General features: G+C 67.0%; 9 protein-coding genes. 4 read left to right on the forward strand and 5 right to left on the reverse strand.

Annotated features, from left to right (window positions below):
• Window positions 1-30 precede the first annotated feature (30 nt).
• Window positions 31-987, reverse strand: a complete 957-nt coding sequence (locus tag P7D22_RS03575; RefSeq protein ID WP_319932841.1) for a hypothetical protein — start codon at window positions 985-987, stop codon at window positions 31-33.
• A 198-nt stretch (window positions 988-1,185) separates the two neighbouring features.
• On the opposite strand from P7D22_RS03575, the gene P7D22_RS03580 reads away from it, so the two are divergent.
• A complete protein-coding gene (locus P7D22_RS03580) occupies window positions 1,186-1,977 on the forward strand; it encodes a methyltransferase, TIGR04325 family (RefSeq protein WP_319932842.1) in 792 nt (263 codons plus the stop codon).
• A gap of 283 nt (window positions 1,978-2,260) precedes the next feature.
• Here P7D22_RS03580 and P7D22_RS03585 read toward each other — a convergent pair whose 3' ends face one another.
• Genes P7D22_RS03585 through P7D22_RS03595 form a run of 3 tightly spaced genes read right to left on the reverse strand, consistent with a single transcriptional unit; the run spans window position 2,261 to window position 14,879 of the window.
• Window positions 2,261-5,053 carry a condensation domain-containing protein gene (locus tag P7D22_RS03585; RefSeq protein ID WP_319932843.1) on the reverse strand — a complete coding sequence of 931 codons (2,793 nt, stop codon included), beginning with the start codon at window positions 5,051-5,053 and terminating at the stop codon, window positions 2,261-2,263.
• Window positions 5,050-12,990 (reverse strand): non-ribosomal peptide synthetase/type I polyketide synthase, encoded by a 7,941-nt coding sequence (locus P7D22_RS03590; RefSeq protein WP_319932844.1) that lies wholly within the window; start codon window positions 12,988-12,990, stop codon window positions 5,050-5,052. Before P7D22_RS03590 ends, P7D22_RS03585 begins: the two co-directional genes overlap by 4 nt.
• Window positions 12,987-14,879: a non-ribosomal peptide synthetase gene (locus P7D22_RS03595; protein ID WP_319932845.1), complete on the reverse strand. Its 1,893-nt coding sequence runs from the start codon at window positions 14,877-14,879 to the stop codon at window positions 12,987-12,989. The genes P7D22_RS03590 and P7D22_RS03595 overlap by 4 nt, the downstream gene beginning before the upstream one ends.
• Window positions 14,880-15,103: 224 nt before the next feature.
• Here P7D22_RS03595 and P7D22_RS03600 point away from each other — a divergent pair, with 224 nt between their 5' ends.
• Entirely contained in the window at window positions 15,104-16,168 is a 1,065-nt protein-coding gene (locus tag P7D22_RS03600) for a glycosyl hydrolase (protein ID WP_319932846.1), read from the forward strand.
• A gap of 76 nt (window positions 16,169-16,244) precedes the next feature.
• Here P7D22_RS03600 and P7D22_RS03605 read toward each other — a convergent pair whose 3' ends face one another.
• On the reverse strand, window positions 16,245-17,429 hold the full coding sequence (locus P7D22_RS03605) for a glycosyltransferase (protein ID WP_319932913.1): 1,185 nt from the start codon (window positions 17,427-17,429) through the stop codon (window positions 16,245-16,247).
• A 312-nt stretch (window positions 17,430-17,741) separates the two neighbouring features.
• Here P7D22_RS03605 and P7D22_RS03610 point away from each other — a divergent pair, with 312 nt between their 5' ends.
• Window positions 17,742-18,614: a glycosyltransferase family 2 protein gene (locus tag P7D22_RS03610; protein WP_319932847.1), complete on the forward strand. Its 873-nt coding sequence runs from the start codon at window positions 17,742-17,744 to the stop codon at window positions 18,612-18,614.
• 110 nt (window positions 18,615-18,724) lie between these two features.
• Window positions 18,725-20,011, forward strand: coding sequence for a polysaccharide biosynthesis/export family protein (locus tag P7D22_RS03615; RefSeq protein ID WP_319932848.1), 1,287 nt, complete (start codon window positions 18,725-18,727; stop codon window positions 20,009-20,011).
• The last annotated feature ends 538 nt before the right edge of the window (window positions 20,012-20,549 follow it).

Raw genomic sequence — 20,549 nt, forward strand, 5'->3', positions numbered from 1 at the left:
GCCCGCGCGGGCGTTACCCGTCGCGTCGGTCTAACCCCGCACAAGTCGGAACGGCGCCTTGAGGCGGCTCATCGGCGCGAACACTACGTCCTGATAGGTTTCCGGTCGTCGCTTCTCGAGTATCGACATCACGCCCGTCTTCACCCGATCCCCGGTTCGGGAAAGGCCAGGGCCGCGGGGCCGCAGGCCCAGCTGGCGTAAAACGAAATTGGCTTGGTAGACCCGCGCCCGCCGTTCGAGCGGCTTCAAGCAGAAGCCGACGCTCACGCTGACCGAGATGTCCTGACCGTTTTTTACCCAATGCGGCGCGAGGGGAGGGTGATGCACCGCGAGCCCCGGCCCGAGGTGGAACACCGTTCCCCGATGCTGAAGCTCGCTCCGGTAGCGGGCAGCTTCCGCATTGCCGTTGTAGAACCGTTCGATTTCCCGGTCGGGCAGGAGCTCGCGGTCGTCCTGGCTGAAAAGGCAGACCTCCTTGCTTCCTTGGACCTGGAACAGGAAGTTCGACTCGTGGTCGATGTGATAGGGCGTGGAGATGCCCGGCGAGGCGAGGAACAGCGTCATCGTGGCCCAGGTCAGGTCCTGCCTGATCCGCACCCCGGACAGGGATTCGATGTCATCGATCATCGCGTTCAGAACGGCAGCGCAGGACGTGTCGAAATCCTGCACGCGCGTCAGCTTGATCCATGAGCCGCTGTTCGACAGACGTTCGACGATGTCGGTCAGCTGACGCTCTTCCGCCAGGGACGTGAACTTCGAGTCGAGGCGCGCATCCTTGAAATGCAGGGCGGAGACGGTGTCCTTGCGCCCGCTCGCCAGCATGGCATTTGCGAGTTCGGCGATACGCGGAAGCGTGAACAGCCCCGTGTCGGGAAGCGAATGCTTGAGCAGGAACGAGGTCTTGTTGAAGCAGGCCGCAAAGGTCTCGCGATCGGCCGCATCGAAAAGGCTCGAGCCCGCCGTTGGGCTCGAAAGGGGAGCGTTCATGGCTAATCCTCCGGATCTCTCGAACGGGGGAGCTTGGCCGCCCCCGCCCTGCGGTTCACGACCGCTTTCGGCCTAGGGTGGGGCGAAGCGGCGCGGAAGGCTCATGGTCCTTAAGGCGAGGCGGCTCGCTCGAAGGGAGAGGGCAACCGCCATAAGGTTACGGCGGCTTTGGGCGGCGGCAGCCTATAAAGGCGCATGATGTCGCTCGATGGTGTCAGAAGCCTGCCGGGGGTGTTCCACCTGCGCCGGCGGCGCTACCGCAACCGGTTCCTACACGGGCAGTTCGGCACCTTCTGGGGCCAGTTCGGCTCGTTCGAGGAGGCCCTGGCCAGCGTTCCGGCGGGACGGGCTTCGTCCTATGAAGACGAGACCCTCTTGGATTTCCACGCGGACCAGTTCATGCAGGTGCTGCCCTTCGATTGGCCGGTGCTCTACTACCTGTCGCGCGGCATCGCGGATGGGTCTGTGCGCTCCGTTATCGATTTCGGCGGCCACATCGGGGTCAAATACCGTGCCTACCGGCCCTTGCTCGATTTGCCCGACGGGTTCCGCTGGTGCGTGGTCGACCTGCCGCCGATGATCCGGGAAGGGCGGCGGCGCGCCGCCGCGGAGGATCTCCCCCACTTGTCCTTCTTCGATGACGTGGCGCAGGTCGCAGAAGCAGACCTGCTCCTGTGTTCGGGTGTCCTGCAGTTTTGTCCGTTTCCGCTCGCCGACATCATCGCTCGCTGTGCCGGCCGACCGTCGCGGATCATCCTCAACAAGGTGCCGTTCAGCCGCGACGGTGCCTTCGTCACCTTGGAAAACTTCGATCGCGTCAAGGTCGCCTACCGGATCTTCGATCGGAACGAGCACGACGCGGCCATGTCGCGGCTCGGCTACACGCTTCGCGGGCGATGGCGCATCCCTTATCGAGACTTCGAGATTCCTTATGCGAGGCCGCCACGGCGCGCCAAGATGTTCGGCGAAGTGTGGCACGCTGCGGTGTGACGGCCGGCGCGGCGGGCATTGCCTCGACTAAAACTGTTTCCGCCTGACTAACATTGCGACGCTCAGGAGCGGCAGCGGATCGGTTCGGCCGAAGCATTCTGGTTCGCTCGGAACGCACCACCGGCCTCGTCGCGATCGGAACCGCCTGGGTGGTTCTCGGCCGCCTGGGTGTCCGGCGGTATCGCCCGGCGCTTCAGGCCGGGCCTGCCTTTCTGCATCCAATTGGTTTCGGGCGGCCGAGCCTCGCCAAAGGTCTGGGTTGTGGCCCGTTGCTTGGGTTCCGTCATCGGTCGGGCGAAGGCGAGCCGGCCGCGCGATCGACCGCTTCGAGCAGGGGAAGGAGCGTGTCCCTGATCCGCAGGGCGCCTTCGTTCTGGAACATGTCGACGTGCCATCCGGGAACCCGCTGCGTCGTAAGCGCCTCGACCATGCCGGGGTCCCATCCCATCCGTGTGCCCACGAAGGACGTCACCACTTCGTCGCTCCGCAGAAGCACGACACGACCCGGTGTTCCCCCGGGCCTGTAGTGGTCGCGCGCGGCTTCGAGGTGCGGCAGAAACCAGCGGTTGCTCCAGTCTTCACGGCCAAGCGGCCCACGCGACATCAATCGAAGCTTCGACGCGAGGGTGAGCAAGCCGCTACGACGGATCGAGGGATAGGAGTGCAGTACGGCCGCCAAGGTCGTGGCGCCGCGCCGCATCTGGCGCCAATGATGTTTGGCGATGTGTGACCGGTAGGCCAGCCGGAACAAGGCGCCGCGAACGCGCGACAGCTCGGCCAGGTAGCCCGGGCGCCAGCTATCCGCCATGATGACGAGCGGCACGTCTTCTCCCGCGTCGCGGAGCTGCTGCGCGGCCTCGTAGGCGATCACCCCGGCCACGCATAAGCCCATCAGCACATAAGGACCTTGGGGTTGCGCTTGGCGGATCAAGCCGACGTAGTCCTGGACGATGTCGCGGAAGTCGCGCGGCCCGAGCGCGCGTGGCGCTATGGGATCGAAGATCTGGATGGCCTTGACGGGCCGGTCGGGTCCGAGTTTGCGGGCCAGATTGTAGTAGGCGACGGTGTTGTTGATGACGAGGAGCGGCGTTTGCGTCCCGCCCGCCTGAATGGGAACGAGGCTCCAATCGGCCGCCGGCGCTTTGAGACCGGTGAGGGCCTGCGCGAAGGACCGCACCGTCGGGGCCGCGAACAGCGTCGACACCGGCATCTTTCGCCCGAATACGTGTTCGACGCGTGCCAACAGGCGCAGCGATAGGAGGGAGTGACCTCCGTGCTCGAAGAAATCGGAATCGAGCGTCAGTCTTGTCGAGCCAAGAAGCTCCTGCCAAAGGCCGAGCAGGGTTTGGAGCGTGGCGTCGTCCGGCGCGCTGGGCCGGTTCGATGACTCGGCCGCAGGCGGAGGCGGATCGAGAGTGGCCGCCAGGGCCGACACGTCGATGGCGCCGTTCGCGAGGCGTGGTAGCGCGATGCGGACCTCGAGGCTTTGCGGGCCATCGGCGGCCGGCATGGTCCGCTCGAGATAGGCCATCAACCCGGCCGACGCCGACGCGATCGACCCCTCGTAGTCGGGGCGCAGGGTCACGAAGGCATGCCGGGCCGGCGTCCCCCCGACCATAACGAGGACGGCTTCGGCCACGTCCTCATGGGCCATCAGGACGCGCTCCGCGTCCATCTCGGCGAAAGCCGGGTGCGTCGGTGGTTGCACCGGGAGGATGGCGGGCCCCCGCACCATGAACCCGTCCGTTGCCAGCGCCTCTTCGAAGGTTTGCCGCCACAGAGCCAGGAGGGCATCGCCCGTCGCTTTGTCGAACAGGTCCGTGTTGTATTCGAGGGCCATGCGCCAGCCGGTCGACCAGTGCACCAGGAAGAAGTTGAGGTCATACAGCGAACCGGCCGAAAGCGACGGCTGGCCGACGATCTCGATCGCGCCGTAACGCGCGTTCTCCATCACGTCTTGCAGAACCGTAAAATTGACGGAAATCAGCGGCATCCGGCTTGGATCGCGGGCTGGCTTCAGGATCTCGACCAGCTTGTGGAACGGCATGGCCTGATGCAGGAGCGCGTCCTGCACGGTCTGGTTCGCGCGCGTCAGCACCGTGTCGAAGGTCGGCTGGCCGGACAGGTCGAACCGAAGCACCAGATTGTTGATGAAGACGCCGATCAGCGGTTCCAGGTCCGGGTCCTCGCGCCCGCCCACCTGGGTTGCAATCGCGATATCCTCTGATCCCGTGCGGCGGTGCAGTGTCGCGGCGATCACGGCGCAGCCGAAGCTGAAGGGCGTCACACCCTTGTCCCGCGTCCGCTGCATCATCGCGGCCGCGAGCGCTTCGGGCAGCACCGTCGCGATGATCTCGCCATTCGCGGTCGGTCGCGTTTTGCGGGGCCGATCGCCCGGCACTTCGAAATAGCGCGCCCCGCGCAAGCGGGAGGTCCAGAAGCCGATCTCGCGATCGAAGTGCTGGCTGGCAAAATAGGCGGCCTGCCAGGCGGCATAATCGCCGTATTGCAGTGGAAGATCGGGCAGGCCTACCCTGGCGCCCGGGCCCTGCGCTGCAAGCCCGAACTCGCGGCTGATCAGCCGGATCGACCATCCGTCGAACACCAACTGGTGGAGCGTCAGCAGCAGCTGCGCCCGATCGGGCCCCATGCGCAGCAGCGTGACCCGGATCAACGGCAATCGTGCCGGATCGAAGGGCTTATGAGCTTCTTCGCGCCCGAGCCGCAGGGCCTCCTCGTCGCGCCGGCGTTCCGGAAGCGCCGACAGGTCGATGTCGGCGACCGCCGGCCGATACGGCGGCTCGACCTGCTGCATCGGCGCGCCGTCGCTTTCGACGATCCGGGTGCGCAGCACCTCGTGGCGCTCCACGATGGTGGCAAAGGCATCCGCAACCGTTTCCCTGTCGATGGGGCCCCGGATCTCCCAGCGCAGCGCAATGTTGAGCACCGTGGTGCCAGGATCGAGCGCGTTGATGAACCAGCATCGCTCCTGCGCCGACGACAAGGGAAAACGGAGGGGCAGGTTCGGGGCGAGGGGAGCGGCCTCGGCCAGCAGTGCCGAAGTTTCGGCGCTCATTCAGCGTCTCCGACCGGCACGGGGGCGCGACGGAAGGAGCGAAGCGCCGGGGCACGGGCCACGTCCATGGCGATGACCTGACCCATCGGCGGCATGGCCTCGCTCAGCGACGCCACAGTGGGCCGTTGCATCAGGTCACGGGCATCGAGGGGGATCTTCTCCGTGCGCAAACGGGATGCGATGCGGAAGATCTTCAATGAATCGGCACCGAGCGCGAAGATGTTGTCTTCGATCCCGACCTCCTCGACGTGCAGGACGTCGGCAATGATACGGACGAGATCGGCCTGCAGGGGCGTCTTCGGCGACGCGACGGGCATCGCGCGCTGCGCCGCAATCTCGATCGGAGGCGGATCCGGCAGTGCGCGCCGGTCGAGCTTGCCGTTCGGCGTCAGCGGTAGCGCGTCGAGGCGCATCCAGGCTTTCGGGACCATATAGTCCGGCAGGTGCCTCGCCGCGTCACTCGCGCAGGCGGCGATGCCGTCGTCCTTCGTCACCGCATAGCCGACCAGCCGCGGCTCTCCGCCGGGCGGTGTCCGCAACGCCACCGCAGCGGCCTCGACGCCCGGGCAGCGGCGCAGCACACTTTCGATCTCCTCGAGCTCGATGCGAAAGCCGCGCAGCTTCACCTGGCCATCGTGGCGACCGAGGTGCTGGATGGTTCCGTCCGCAAGGCGCCTGACCCGGTCACCCGTCCGGTACAGGCGTGGCGAGCCAAGGTCCGGCACCGCGATTTCGCGAAAGGCCGCCATGGTCAGGTCGTCGCGCCTGAAATACCCCTGGGCCAGTCCGGCCCCCCCGATGAAGAGCTCGCCCTCGACGCCGATGGGGCAAAGCTGCAATCGGTCGTCGAGGATGTGGAAGGTCGTGTTCAGGATGGGGGATCCGATGGTGATCGGGTCGTCCTCGCCGTGGACCTGGCCCAGGCTCGACCAGATGGTCGTCTCGGTCGGCCCATAGGCGTTCCAAAGGGTTCCGCCGCCTGCAAGGAGCTGCCGCGCCAGATCGAGGGGTAGCGCCTCTCCGCCGGCAATCATGGTGAGCCCGGGCCAAGATGCAAAGCCCGCCTCGAGCAGGATGCGCCAAAGTGAGGGCGTCGCCTGCACCACCGTCGCGCCCGCATCAGCGATGCGCTTGACGAGAGCGAAACCGTCGGTGACTTCGGAGCGGTCGGCGATCACCACCCGGCCGCCGACCACGAGCGGCAGCAGCAGCTCCGCGCCGGCGATGTCGAACCCGATCGTGGTCACGGCCAGCAGCGTGTCCTGCGCCGTCATGCCGGGCCGGCGCGCCATCGACCAGAGCAGGTTCGTCAGCGACCGGTGCGCGATGGCGACGCCCTTTGGTCGGCCGGTCGAGCCGGACGTGAAGATGACATAGGCCAGATCGTCGCCGTCCGGCCCGGCGGCTGGCGCCAGCGCGTCCTGGGGCATGGCGTCGATCCGAAACTTGTCCTGCGCGATGTCGAGGCAGGTCAGGTCGGGGAACAGCGCCGAAACTTCGGGGGTGTCGCAGAGGATCGCCGCGACGGCGGCGTCGTCGAGGATCATGCGCTGCCGGGCGGCGGGTTGCTGACCGTCGATCGGCACATAAGCGTGACCCGCCTTCAGGATCGCGAGAATGGCCACGACCATCGCGGGCGACCGAGCGGTGGCGACCGCGATGCGGGAAGGGGGCGCCCCGACCTGCTCTCGGATGGCTCGGGCGAGCCGATTGGAGGAGGCTTCGAGGTCGGCATAGGTCATCGGCTTGTCCCGCCAGACGAGCGCGACGGCGTCCGGGGTCCGTGCGGCTTGTGCGGCCACCAGGACGTGCACCGGGCGATCGTCGAAGTCGGCCGTCTCGGTCGCGTTGAGTTCGACGCTCATCCAGTGCCGTTCCGCCGGCGACAGCAGCGGCGCCTGCCAGATCGGCTGCTGGGCGTCTTCGACGAGCCCCTGCAGGAGGGCGCGCAGCGCGCGCATCCAGCCCGCGATCGTCGCGGCCTCGAACAAGTCGGTGCTGTAGTCGCAGTCGATCCGCAGCCCTTCTGGCCCCTCGATGAAGTTGATGAACACATCGAAGTTACTGAAGGCCTTGCCGTTCGGCGTTGCCGTTATGGTGACGCCCGGCAGAACCGGCCCGGAAGCGAGCTTCTCGAGATTAAACTGGATCTGCGTCAGCGGCAGGCGGTTCGGCGTTCGTGGCACGTCGAGCAGCTGCACAAGCGTGCCGAAGGTGATGTTCTGATGCTCGAAGGCATCAAGGAGGGCATCGCGCGTCCTGCCCAATTGGTTCGCCAGCGACTCGTTTCGCGCAATCCGCATGCGGAGCGGCAGCAGATTAACGCAATGACCGACGAGGCCCTCGGCCCCAGTGGCGCTTTGTCCTGCGGTCGGAACCGCGATGACGACATCGTCTTCGCCCGACAAACGGGACAACAGCACCTGCAGGGCCGCCAGCAGGGTGACGAACAAAGTGCAGCCCTGCCGCGCCCCGGCCGCCTTCACGCCCCGGTAGAGTTCGGCGTCGACGGCGTCGCGATGGGTGGCGCCACGGAATGACTTGGTGACTGGCCGGGCGTGGTCGGCAGGAAGGTCGAGCGGCGGCGGCAGCGTCGCGTAAGCGTCGCGCCAGAACCGCTCCGTGTCGGGTGACAGGACGGCCGCGGCGTGGTGATCGAGGGCGTGGCGTCGGAACTGCGGGGCCGCCGGCAGCGAGGCCGAACGGCCCTCGACATGCGCCTTGTAGCCTTCGGCGAGCTCACCGACGAGAATATTGATCGACCAGCCGTCGCAGATGATGTGATGCGCCGTGAGAACCAGCACGTGCGTCTCGGGCGCCACCCTGACGAGAACCGCGCGCAGCATGGGGCCGCCCTCGAGGTCGAAGGGTGTGGCGGCTTCCTCAGTCAGGACATCCTGCAATCCGCTCCCGGTCTGCCCATCCACAGGGCGCAGGGCGATCGTCGCATCGGGCGCGACCCGCATGGTTTCGGTCGCCGCGTCGAAGGTGGCGCGCAGCGCGTCGTGTCGCGCCACCAGGAGGCCGAGGCTGACCGCGAGCGCCGCCTCGTCGAGGTCGCCCGCGAACGTCAGGCTTACGGATTCGTTGAAGGCGCATGACGCCGCGTCGCTGAGCTGGGCCGCAAGCCAGACCTCCTTCTGCGGTTCGGTCCAGGGAACGCTGTCGGGCAGCGGCGCGGCCGTGCTGGTTCCGCCCTCATCCTTGTCCTTGTCGCCAACCAGGATGCCTGCGCCCGCCAGGGCGTCGAGGCTTGCGGCGAAAACGGAGCCGATATGGTCGAGATCCGCATCCGTGTGGGCCGTGGTCAGGAAGCATGGGAAGCCTTCCTGGATGTGCAGCCCGCGCGAGCGGGCTTCGTGGAAGAACAGGCTGGCGAGGCGGTCCTCGGTGCCCGGGTTGAAGTAGAACCAGCTGCTGAAGGTTTCCACCCGGGTCTTGACGCCGCGCCGCGCCAGATCGGCGTTGAGCGCTGCGACGAGCCCCGCGGTTCGCGTCGCGAGCGCATCCTGAAGCGCCGGCCCGCCCGCCTCGAGGTGTTTGAGTACGGCCTGTGTGGCCGCGAGCGCGAGGGGATGGCGCACGAAGGTACCGGCGAAGAAGGTGGGCGCCACCTCTGGGCAGGTGTCGTCGCCAAAGCGCCAGCTGCCACCGTCGAGCGCGTCCATGAAGTGGGCCTTGCCGGCCAGGATGCCGATCGGCATACCGCCGCCGATCACCTTGCCGTAGGTGGCGAGGTCGGCCCGGATGCCAAGGACAGCCTGCATCCCGCCTGGATGGACGCGGAAGCCCGTCACAACCTCGTCGAACACGAAAGCCGTGCCGGACCCTTCGGTGATGCGGCGGAGCTCGGCCAGGAAAGCCTTCGGCTGGAAAGCGGGATGCCGACTCTGCACCGCTTCGACGATAACCGCCGCCAGGGACGAGGCATGATCCCGTATCCACGCCAGGCTTTCGTCCGTGCCGTAAGGGAGTACGACCATGTTGGCCACCGCGGCGGCCGGGATGCCGGCCGCCGCAGGCGACGCCCCGGCGACGGCATTGCGAGGCGCGGCCTTGACCAGCACCTCGTCGAACTGGCCGTGATAGGCGCCCTCGAACATCACGACGGTGCTGCGGCCCGTCACGGTCCGGGCGACCCGCATGGCCGCCATCACGGCTTCCGACCCCGTGTTGCAGAACGTGACCCGCTCGTTGCCGGTGAGGCGCTGGATGCGCTCCGCGACATCGCCGGCGAGCGGCGATTGCGGGCCGATGGCGAAGCCCCGGTTCAATTGCTCGGTGACCGCGGCTGTCACGAAGTCGGGCGAATGGCCGAAAGCCGTCTGGCCATAACCGTTGACGAGATCGACGTAATCGTTGCCGTCGATATCCGTGATCCGCGCGCCCTTGGAATGCACGCACAGGAGAGGATACACCATCTCCTTCCAATCCTGCCGGAAACCCGAAGCGGCCCGCGGATCGGCCAACACTGCGCGTTTGGCCTGCGTCGCCTGCTTCGAGCCTGCCGTGCGGCCGTTGTAGCGCCGCGTGAGATCGTCGATGTAGGCGCGCTGCGCAGGCGTGATCGCGCCGCTGGCCGCTTTTGCGCCCTGGTAAACCTGCAGCCGGCTCGGTTTGTCGTCCTGGCCCGCATCGGCCATCGTGGCTCGGGCTTCGGCGGGGGCCGCCACTACCGGCCCAGAGGCGGGCTCGGTGGCGGGAACCGCGCCCATGGCGGCGAGCTGCTGGGCGAACAGGCCCTGCAGGGCGGCGAGCTGCTCGCGCATCAGGCTTTGCAAGGCGGATGGAGCTGACGCGCCGTCGTTGGCCGGCGGTGCCGGTCGGGCGGCCTCGGGCGCCGTCCTCTGGACGGGCGGCGGGTCGGCCGGCATCGCGGTGACGAGATGGGCCGCGAGGGCGTCCACCGAGGAAAATTCCGCGAACAATTGTCGGAACGTCACGGCGACGCCGAAGGTCGCTTTCACCTCAGTCGCGACCTGCGCCAGGAACAGCGAATCGTATCCCAGATCGAGAAAGCTCGCCGCATGCGAGTCGTCGTCCAGCGTGTCGCCGGACAGACCCTGCAGCAGGCTCAAGAGCTGCGCTTTGACGCGCGCGCTTCGGGGCGCGATCGGCGGCGTGGCTGGCTCGATGGTCGGGTTGGCTACCGTCATGTTTGGCGCTTCCGGCACGATGGGAAAGGGCGCCGCCGGGTTCACGGCGGAGACGGGAACACCACGGTCGAGGGGGCGGGGCGCCTCGATCCAGTGGGTCTGGCGTTCGAACGGGTAGGTGGGCAAAGGAATGCGGCGACGCCGCCCGGTGTCCATGGCTTCCCAATCCGGCGTGCCGCCGGCCATCCAGAGGCTGGCCACGGCACCCCGGATGGTGTCGCACCCGTTACCATTCTCGCGGCCGTCGGGCAGCGAATGCAGCAGTCCGCGCGTGGCGGCCTTCGGCACGATGCCGGCCGCGAACCGGCTCAAGGTGCGGCCGGCGCCCATCTCGATCAGGACGGGCCTGTCGGAGCCGACTGCCGTTGCGAGGGCCTCGGAAAAGCGGATGGTCGAGCGGCAATGGCGGGCCCAGTAGCCCGGCGTGCAGACGAGGTCCGGCTCCGCCCAATCGCCCGTGAGCCCGGACACGAAGGGGATCGTCGGCGCGCCGAAGGACACGCCGGCGAGATACCGTTCCAGCGCCGGCACGACGGGATCCATCATGGCGGAGTGGAAAGCGTGCGAGGCCTGCACGGGGCGGTGCGCCACCTGGTTCGCATCGAGCGCGCGCCTGAAGGCGTCCAGCGCCTCGTGCGGGCCGGACACCACGCAGCCCCGCGGCGTGTTGATGGCGGCGATCGAAAGCTCGTCCGGCAGCAGCGCGTCGAGTTCAGCTTCGCCGCAACGGACCGCCATCATGCCGCCCGGTGCCATGGTCTGCATCAGGCGCCCCCGCTCGGCCACGAAGTTGAGCGCGTCGCCAAAGGTCCAAACGCCGCTGAGCGCCGCGCAAACGAGCTCGCCGATGCTGTGCCCGACGAAGGCGTCGGGCACGATCCCCCAGTTCATCCAGAGCCGCGCCGTCGCATATTGCGTGAGGAAAAGGGCCGGTTGCGCCAAGGCCGTGGCATGCAGCGCCTCGGGTGGCAGTATGGTCGAGGGGGCGAGATGCAGGAGGTCGCGGATTTGTCCGGCAAGCCCTGTCTCCAACAGGCCCAGGCCGTCATCGATGATGGCGCGATACACCGGCTCCGCGCCGTAAAGGTCGCGCCCCATGCCGGCGTGCTGCGTTCCCTGACCGGGGCCCATGAAGACGACGCGTGGCGCCTGACCTTCCGCTTCCCCTGTCGGGCGCTTTGCATCGCTGAGTCGTGCGATCGCATCCTGCGAGTGACGGCCGATCACGGCGGTCCTGTGTGCGAAGGCGCGCCGGCCGCGCTGCAGCGTATGCGCCACATCGGCAAGGTCGAGGTCGGGATGCGTCTCGAGATGGAGCGCAAGAGCCGCTACGCTGCGCGCCAAGGCGGCCGGGGAGCGGGCCGAAACGGGCAACACGCAGAGCGGGGCCGCTGCGGACGTATCCGCCTGCCGACCGAGAGTGTCGGGCGGAGGCTGTTCGATCACCACATGGACGTTGGTTCCGCCCACCCCCAGGGCTGTCACGCCGGCGCGCCGCGGTCCGTCGCCATCGAGCCAGGGGCGCCCGTGCGCGTCGAGCACGAAGGCGCTGCCTTCCAGCTCGAGCAGGGGATTCGGCGTCTCGAAATGCGCCAGCGGGGGGATCACGCCGTCTCGCACGCCCAACGTGGCCTTGATCAGCCCGGTGACGCCGGCCGCCGCATCGAGATGGCCGACGTTGGCCTTGGCCGATCCCAGCGCGCAGAAGCCGCGATCCGCCGTCGAGGCCGAGAAGGCCCGGACCAGGGCCGCCACTTCGATCGGGTCGCCGAGCGGCGTCGCGGTGCCGTGGCATTCGACGTAGCCGACGGAGCGGGCCTCGATCCCGGCGCGGGCCTGCGCGTCGCGGATGACATCGACCTGTCCGTCGATGCTGGGGGCCGTGAAGCCGACCTTGCGGCTGCCATCGTTGTTGCTGCTCGCCCCGCGGATCACGGCATGGATCGTGTCGCGATCGGCAATCGCATCGTTAAGCCGCTTCAGCACCACGGCGGCGGCGCCGCTGCCGAACACGGTTCCACTCGCCTTGGCGTCGAAGGGGCGGCAGGTGCCGTCGGCCGAGGCCATGCCGCCCGGCTGGTGCAGATAGCCGCGCTTTTGCGGAAACGTGATCGAAACTCCGCCGGCCAGCATGATGTCGGCTTGTCGGAGCTGGAGCGCCTGGCAGGCCTGCACCACGGCCGTCAGCGAGGTCGAGCAGGCCGTGCCGAGCGTCATCGCCGGGCCGCGTAGATCGAGCTTGTAGGCCACGCGCGTCGAGAGGAAATCCTGGCCGGCGCCGACGAGGACCGGATAGTCGCCGAGCTGGAACGTGGAGGTGAATGCCTCGATGGTGCGTCGGTCGGCGCACACGTTGTTGAGGAAGTAGGTGTTGAGGCTGCAGCCGGCCATGACCCCGATGGTCGGCCCCGGAGCGGCGGGATCGTAGCCCGCCGCCTCAAGCGCTTCCCAGGCAATCTCCAGGAAGATCCGATGCTGGGGATCCGTCAGCGCGGCCTCGCGCGGATACATGCCGAAGAAGGCCGCGTCGAACAGGTCGGGATCGGCCAGGATCGGGCGTGCCGGGACGAAGGCCGGCGATGCGAGAACATCGGCCTCGAAGGCGCCCTCGAGCTCGTCGGGCGCGAAGCGGCTGATCGTGTCGGCACCCGAGACGATGTTGCGCCAGAACGCCTCGACCGTGCCGGCCCCGGGGAAGCGCCCCGCCATGCCGATGATGGCGATCGGTTCGAAGGACGGGTCTCGGGAGGAGGTTTCGCGGGCTGCTGTCGATAGGGTCACCGGGGCAGGGCTCCTTCGAGGGTGGCGGGCACGGGGATGTCGGCGGAGGCGCCCAGCGGCATCACGCCGTCGAGGGCCTCGATGTGGCGCGCAAGGGCCCGGACGCTCGTGTGTTGGAACACCGCCATCAGCGACAGCCTGGGGCAAAGGGCCGACCGGAGCGCAGCATGCAGCGCCATCAAGGTCAGCGAACTGCCACCCTGGTCGAAGAAATTGGCGTCGCGGTCCAAGTCTCGATCCAAGTCCTGGTGCGAGTCCGAGTGCGTGTCCTGGCCCGGGCCGCACAGCGTCTCCGCCCAGAGTGCGGCGACCTTGTTTTCGACCCAGGCCGATCCCGCGGCGTCCCGGGACGGGCGCGCCGCGATGGGCGCAATGGCCGGCAGGCGCGCACGGTCGACCTTGCCGTTCGTGGTCAGCGGCAAGGCGTCCAGCACGGCCGCCTCGATCGGGATCATGTGGTCGGGCAGCATGCCGCGCAGCCGCGCCAGGGCCCGCTTGCCCCGGTTGGGATCGATCGCTGCCGGGCCGGCCAGCACCAGATAGGCGCTCAGCCGCTTGCCGTCCGGCGGCGCGTCCCGGGCCACCACGACGGCATCGAGCACCGCGGGATCGCTTCGCAAGGCATTCTCGATCTCGCCGAGTTCGACGCGCTTGCCGCGGATTTTCACTTGCGTGTCGATCCGGCCCAGGAATTCGACGACGCCGTCGGATCGCTGCCGCCCGAGATCCCCCGTGAGGTAGACGCGTTCGCGGCAGCCGGGCCCGGTTTCGATCATGACGAACGTTTCGGCCGTCAGATCCTCCCTGTGGAGATAGCCGGCCGCGAGTCCTGCGCCCGCGCAGGCGATCTGGCCGGGGTCTCCCGGGCGGACGGGTTGCAGTGCCTCGTCGAGGAGGTGCACGCCCGTTTCGGCGATCGGAAGCCCGATCGGAACGGCGCCTGTGCCCCAGCCCTCGCGCGGGATCGGGTAGCAGCAGGTGAAGGTGGTGTTCTCGGTCGGGCCGTAGCCGTTGACGATCCCGCAATCGGGCAGGCCCGCATAGGCCCGCGCCACATGGCGCGCGGACAGCACGTCACCGCCCGCGAGAATGCACTTGAGGGGTTTTAGACCCTCGATCCGGTGATCCACCAGCAGCGAGAAGAGCCCGGCCGTGAACCAGGCCACGGTCGCCTCGTGCTGGGCGATGGCTTCGACGACCGTGTCGAGAGACGGATGCGCTTCGGCCACGACTGCGACCGAGCCGCCGTTCAGCAGGGCGCCCCATATCTCGAAGGTGCTGGCGTCAAACGCCAGGGGTGCCAGATGGAGAAAGGTTTCGCCGGCGCCGAACGGGGCGTAGGACTGCCCCTGGACGAGGCGCGCCACGGCGCGATGCGGCACCAATACGCCTTTCGGCTGCCCCGTCGATCCCGAAGTGTACATCACGCAAGCGATGTCGCCGGGGGTGGTCGACCGCGAAACGCGGGGGCCGGATGTTTGTCTCGATAGCGTCAGGGCGTGCTCGAGGTGGAACACGCGCCGGCCCGGGATGTCGTCCAGCCCCACCCCATCGGCCGTGAGGACAAGCTGTGGCGCGCTGTCCTTGAGCATGCGGTCGCGGCGGGCGGGTGGCTCCCCGACATCAAGCGGCACATAAAGGGCCCCGGTCTTCAGGATGCCGAGGAGAGCCACGATGGCGCCCACCGAGCGGCCCGCGAGGAGCACGACGGCGTCCCCATGACCGACGTCCTGCGCGTGAAGGAAGCGCGCGAAGCCGTCGGCCTCACGATCGAGCGCCGCGTAGCTGAGCGCGTTCCCGGCGTCGCCTTTGAGGGCAATGGCTTCCGGCATGCGCCGCGCGATGTCCTCAAAGAGAACGTCGACCGTGACTGCGTTTGGAGAGAGCATGGCCGGCATCGTCGCTGACAAGGCGGAGCACGACGCCCCGACCGACCCATTTCACGACAGCGGCAGGGTGCCCCCACGGTGCAAAAGGGACGAAACGACTGGCCGAACGGAGGAGCGCGCTACCTCGTTCTGACACGCCTCGACCCTTCGCCGTCGCAAAGGCGGCGGGCCGCTCGTGGCACGCTCGGGCGAGCCGATGAGCGCGAAACGGCGTGGAGCGAAACGTGACCGATACGACACCACCGGACCGATCCCGCCTGGGCGTCGGTCCCGTCGGACGGCTGCGGCCCCTCGCGGCGGCACTCCTGGCCATCGGGCTCTGGGCGACTTCGAGTGCCGGTATGGCGGCCGAACCGCTGTGGGGCGTCAACGGCCATCCGCTGACGTCCTACCCCGGAATCGGCCTCGACCAGCAGCTCGACCTGCTGCTGTCGGCCGGCTTGCGGTCCTACAGGGTCGATGTCACGGCGTTCACCCAACTCGACCGGCTGCGCAGCCTGGTGGATGCCGCCAAGGCGCGCGGCTTGACGATTCTCCCCGTGCTGATCCCGCCGGTCGACCTGAAGGTCCAGTCCGACGATGCGCTCTACACGCAGTCCCGGCAGTTCGCCAAGATCGTCGTCGACCTCTTCAAGGGCGAGGTCCCCGTGTGGGAGCTTGGCAACGAGACCGAAAACTTCGCCATCCTGAAGCCGTGCGACATGCGGGACGACGGCACCCAATACCCATGCGCCTGGGGTCCGGCGGGCGGCGTCGAGGCACTGGATTATGCCGGGCCGCGCGTCCGCAAGGTCTTGGCGGTCCTGCGCGGCCTGTCGGACGGCGTTTCCCTCGCCGACCCCGGGGCGCGTCGCGCCATGGGGTCCGCCGGATGGGGCCACACCGGAATCTTCGACCGCATGCACGAGGCCGGGGTCGCCTGGGATATCTCGGTCTGGCACCTTTATGGCGCCGATCCCGAATGGGCCTTCAAGCGCTTGAGCCGGTTCGGCAAGCCGATCTGGGTCACCGAATTCAACCACCCGACCGGCAGCAACAAGGATGGCGAAACGATGCAGGCCGCGAGCCTCGAGGCCACGATGGCCGATCTCCGGCGGCTGGCACCGGTCTACTCGATCGAGGCCGCCTATGTGTACGAGCTTTGCGACGAGGCGTATTGGGGCACGAGCGACGAAGCGTTCATGGGGCTCGTGCATCTGCGCAAGCTCGGCGACAGCGGCTGGTCTCTGGGCGAGGCCAAGCCGGCCTTCGCCACCGTTCAGCGCATGATCGCAGCCGGAGGGAAGTGACATCTTCGGCATGGCGGGGATCACGGGTCTGGCAGCGACCCGCCGCCCTCGCCGCGCGGCAGGGCTCAACGGCGCCTCAATCCCATGTCCGTCCGAGATGCAATTGCCGGCTCTTCATCTCGATCGCCCGGCCCATCGCCTCGCTGACGGCGTGCCGGAAGATCGTTGTCGAGAACCGCTCGGCGTTGGCGCGACAGGCGGCCGGCGTGATCTCACCCGCGTCCCGCTCGAAATCCCTGACCGCCTCACAGACCGCTTCCGCGGTCTGTCTGCGAAACAGGATCCCCGTCGGACGCCGGCTGCGGCCGAGCGGGCGCACGATGTCGTTCGCGCCGCCGCGCTCGAAGGCGATGACGGGCGTGCCGCACCCTTGCGCCTCGGCCAGCGTGATGCCGAAATCCTCGCAGCCCGCGAAAACCAGCGCGCGCGCCTTCGCCAGCATGGCCACAAAGGCCAGACGAGGCAGATAGCCCGTGAAAACGACGTTGGGGCCCGCCATGGCCCGTAACGCGTTGGCCTGCTGCCCTTCGCCGACGACGATCAGGCGTTTCGACGGCATGGAATTGAAGGCCTGCACGACGAGGTCGATACGTTTGTAGGGCGCGAGGAACGAGGCCGAAACGTAATAATCGTCCTTCTCGGTTTCGACCGTCAGTTCGTCGAGCGAGACGGGCGGCGCCACGACCTCGGCCTTGCGGCCATAAATCCTCTCGATCCGCGCCTTGACGAAATGCGAGTTGGCCAGGAGCAGGTCCGGGCCGTGGGCGGTGCGCGTGTCCCAGGTCCGCAGATGATGCAGCATCGCGCGGTATAGCAGGCCTTTCGGGCCGAACCCGAGCCGCCCCTGTGCCAGATAAGAGAACTGCTCGTCCCAGGCGTAACGCATCGGGCTGTGCACGTAGCACAGGTGCGGCTGATCCGGCCGGGTGATCACGCCACGGGCAAAGGCGGCGGAAGACGACATCACGACATCGTACCCGGTGACGTCGAACTGTTCGATCAGGAAGGGGCAAAGAAAGAACAGGGCGCGGTAATAGCGTTCGACCCAGGGGAGCCGGTTGACGATCGAAGTGTGGAATGTTGCCGAAGCGAAATGCGCTTCTTTGACGTCGCACGGCAGAAAATCGAACAGCGTGAAGACGTCGGGCGCGTCGGTCAGCTTACAAAGTTCGGCCAGAACGCGTTCGCCGCCACGATACGACGGACACCAGTCGTGGACGATCGCCATCGACGTGCTGCGGGCCTGCAAGGCTTCGGTCATGTCGACGGGGCGGAAAGGCAGCACCGCGCTGCGCGCTTCGAGAAGGGGCGTCATCGTCTTGAACAGCAGCAAAGGGGGGAGGGTGGGTCGATGACCCATCATCTCAGACCCTGAACGTGGCGGGCGGTGAGCCTTTGCGCCGACGCTTACTCCGATAGGCGTAGGCCAACCGACGAACGGCTGAAGAAAGACACAAGGGGAGGCCGGCCCGCATAAAGATCATGCGTCGGACCCGAAGTGCGCAGCCCGGCTGCTCGCACATCCGATCCAAAGTCGTTTCTTGGTCTTGGGCCAAGGCATGGGTCCGCATCGATGAGAGTTGTTGTCGTCATCGCGACTTATGGACGGCCCGAGATCCTCCGTTGCCTCTTGAGCCACCTCGAGGAACAGCAACGTTCGCCCGAGATGGTCATCGTTTCGGCGCCCGACCTGTCCCACGTCCCACATTACGAGGCGCAAACCTTCGCGCTCAACGTCGTGACCGGTGCTTCGGGGCTTTGCGCGCAGCGCAACCATGCCCTCGGCCACGTCCTTGCGTGGAGCGACGTCGTCACGTTTCTCGACGACGACTTCCTTCCGGCGAACAACTACCTGGACCGCGTCGTCACGGCGTTCCAGCGCCATGACGATGCCGCCGTGATCATGGGCCATGCCGAGGTCGACGGCGTCCAGGGTGTCGGATTGACCTTTGAGGAAGGCCTGATGGCCTTGCGGGTGCTTGAGGAGGGCGCCTCGCCTGGCGGGCTGGCGATCGACGAGATCGGCGCCTACGGGTGCAACATGTCGATCCGCACGGCGTCGATCGCCGACACGCGGTTCGACGAGCGCCTGGCCCTTTATGGCTGGCAGGAGGACGTCGATTTCGCGAGCCGGCTACGGTCCCGCGGTCGCGTGATCAGGATGCCCGACCTGTTCGGCGTCCACCTCGGGTTCAAGGCCGGCCGGGTCAGCGGCATCCGGTTCGGCTATTCGCAGGTGGCCAACCCGGCCTACCTGATCCGGAAGGGCAGCATGCCGGCGGACTTCGGTTTGCGACTGATGCTGCGGAACATCTGCGTCAACCTCGTCCGAAGTCTGTGGTCGGAAGCCCACGTGGACCGTCGAGGCCGGCTCAAAGGCAATGCCATCGGCCTTTTCCACCTCGCCAAAGGCCGCATCGAGCCGGAATACATCCGACAACTCTAAGGGGATCGTCCCTGCGTTGTCGCCAAGGGGGCCCTGGGCGCATGACTTTCATTAAGACGCATCGGCGCAGCCGGGCCGCAGCGGCCGGTGTCGGTCTCCGCCGGTGCTGCATGGCCGCCATTTTTGCGGTGCTGCCGACCTCGACAGGTTTCGCGCAGCAGCCGGCGGCGCTGCCGAAGTACCTGCTCGGGCCCGAGGATAAGGTCCGCATCAAGGTCTTCGAATGGCGTGCCTCGCAGGACGAGGTTTTCGAATGGAAGGCTCTGAACGACGAATTCACGGTCAACGCGGCGGGGATCTTGTCGGTCCCCCTGGCCGGCGATGTGCCGGTCAATGGTTCGTCGGTCGACGAGGTGGCCCGCCTTATCGCCGACCGCTTGCGCGGTCGTATGAATCTCGCCGCGCCGCCCGACACGTCGATCGACGTCGTCCAGTACCGCCCGTTCTTCGTCAACGGTGACGTGTCGCGCCCGGGCCCCTATCCCTACCGCCCAGGCCTGACCGTCCTCGAGGCCCTTTCGATCGCGGGCGGGCTGTTGAGGCCGGCCGATGCCAGCCTGTCCCAGATGACGCGTGAGATCATCTCGGCGGAAGGGGATCTCATGCAGGTCGCCCAGGACCGGGATGCGCTGCTGGTCCGGCGCGCCCGGCTGCAGGCAGAGATCGCCGGCGACGCGATGTTTCAACTGCCGCCCGAGCGGAGCCACGACGGGGCGCCGCCCCTTGCATCGGCCGTGTCCCAGGTCGAAGCGCAGATCTTCAAGGCGCGGCAGCACTCGTTCGTGACGCAATCGCAAACCTTGCAGATGCTTCGCAACTTCCTGGTCAAGGAAGGCGAAAGCCTCGATGCGCAACTCACCACGGTGGATACGCAACTGCAGCTGATCAACAAGGAACTCGCGGGCGTGTCGTCCCTCGTCGAGAAGGGCATGGTGGTCGCACCACGGCAACTGGCGCTCGAACGGTCCGTGGCTCAGATCCAGGGTGACCGTTTGAGCATGCAAACCAGCAAGCTGCGGGTTCAGGAAGAGATGAGTAAGGCTGACCTTGCCTCTGTTGAGCTCGCCAACAACCGGACCACGGAAGCGTCGATCGAATTGCGCGACACGCAGCTGAAGATCGATGGATTGACGGCCAAGGCAATCACCACCCGGAGGCTTTTGGCCGAGTCCGCCTCAGCGCCGGGCCTGACCGAGGCACGCTCGCGCAAAAGCCGGCTGGCCGTCCACTACGAGATCGTGCGCCCCACCCCCTCGGGATCGGAGTCCTCCGAGGTCGGAGAGGATGGCAAGCTCCAACCCGGGGATACGGTGAAGGTCATCCTGTCGCTCCCCGACGAGGGCCCGCCTGGATTCGGGCGATCCGCCAGTGACGGCGGGGCGTCTCATGTGGAATAAAGCGACGCGGCATCATCGGCACGTCGAGATCACCTTGGGGCTCTTGCACAATAGTCGAGTAGAAGGCCCGGTCAGGATGCCGGCGCAGGACAATGAAGGCCGCGCTCTGATTTCGAAGCAAAAAAACAATGACTTCGCACAGGGTCGACTGCGCGTGCTGCGACTGCTTCGATCCCTTGGCTGGATCGGCTTAATCACACTCTCGTCCCAGCGATCCCTATAAGGCTAGAGGCTGGCGAAAGAGGATGGCCGCTGCTCAGTCGCGACAGCGCGATGTAGATCGGTTCAGCGTCTGACCTCTTTGTCGACTTCGATCGGCGGCTAGCGCCGTCCATCCAGCAGATTTCCATTCCGCAGCGACACTACGATCATGCCGCAGAATTCAATCGAAGGAAGCGCATATACGACAAAAGGCGTAGTTCCAATGACGATTTCAATTTTATTTCTGATTCTCTAAAACAAATCAATTGACTAGAGCTGCGACTTTATTCAGCAGCGACGAGTTGTCACGACCCAACAACAATGCTAAATTTCCGCT

The organism is Lichenihabitans sp. Uapishka_5 (assembly GCF_033947565.1).
Classification (GTDB): Bacteria; Pseudomonadota; Alphaproteobacteria; order Rhizobiales; family Beijerinckiaceae; genus Lichenihabitans.

Coding starts and splice junctions, on each gene's coding strand:
- P7D22_RS03585 (WP_319932843.1), bottom strand. CDS start 5,053: ATGAGCGCCGAAACTTCGGCACTGCTGGCCGAGGCCGCTCCCCTCGCC.
- P7D22_RS03615 (WP_319932848.1), top strand. CDS start 18,725: ATGGCCGCCATTTTTGCGGTGCTGCCGACCTCGACAGGTTTCGCGCAG.
- P7D22_RS03580 (WP_319932842.1), top strand. CDS start 1,186: ATGTCGCTCGATGGTGTCAGAAGCCTGCCGGGGGTGTTCCACCTGCGC.
- P7D22_RS03610 (WP_319932847.1), top strand. CDS start 17,742: ATGAGAGTTGTTGTCGTCATCGCGACTTATGGACGGCCCGAGATCCTC.
- P7D22_RS03595 (WP_319932845.1), bottom strand. CDS start 14,879: ATGCTCTCTCCAAACGCAGTCACGGTCGACGTTCTCTTTGAGGACATC.
- P7D22_RS03605 (WP_319932913.1), bottom strand. CDS start 17,429: ATGACCGAAGCCTTGCAGGCCCGCAGCACGTCGATGGCGATCGTCCAC.
- P7D22_RS03575 (WP_319932841.1), bottom strand. CDS start 987: ATGAACGCTCCCCTTTCGAGCCCAACGGCGGGCTCGAGCCTTTTCGAT.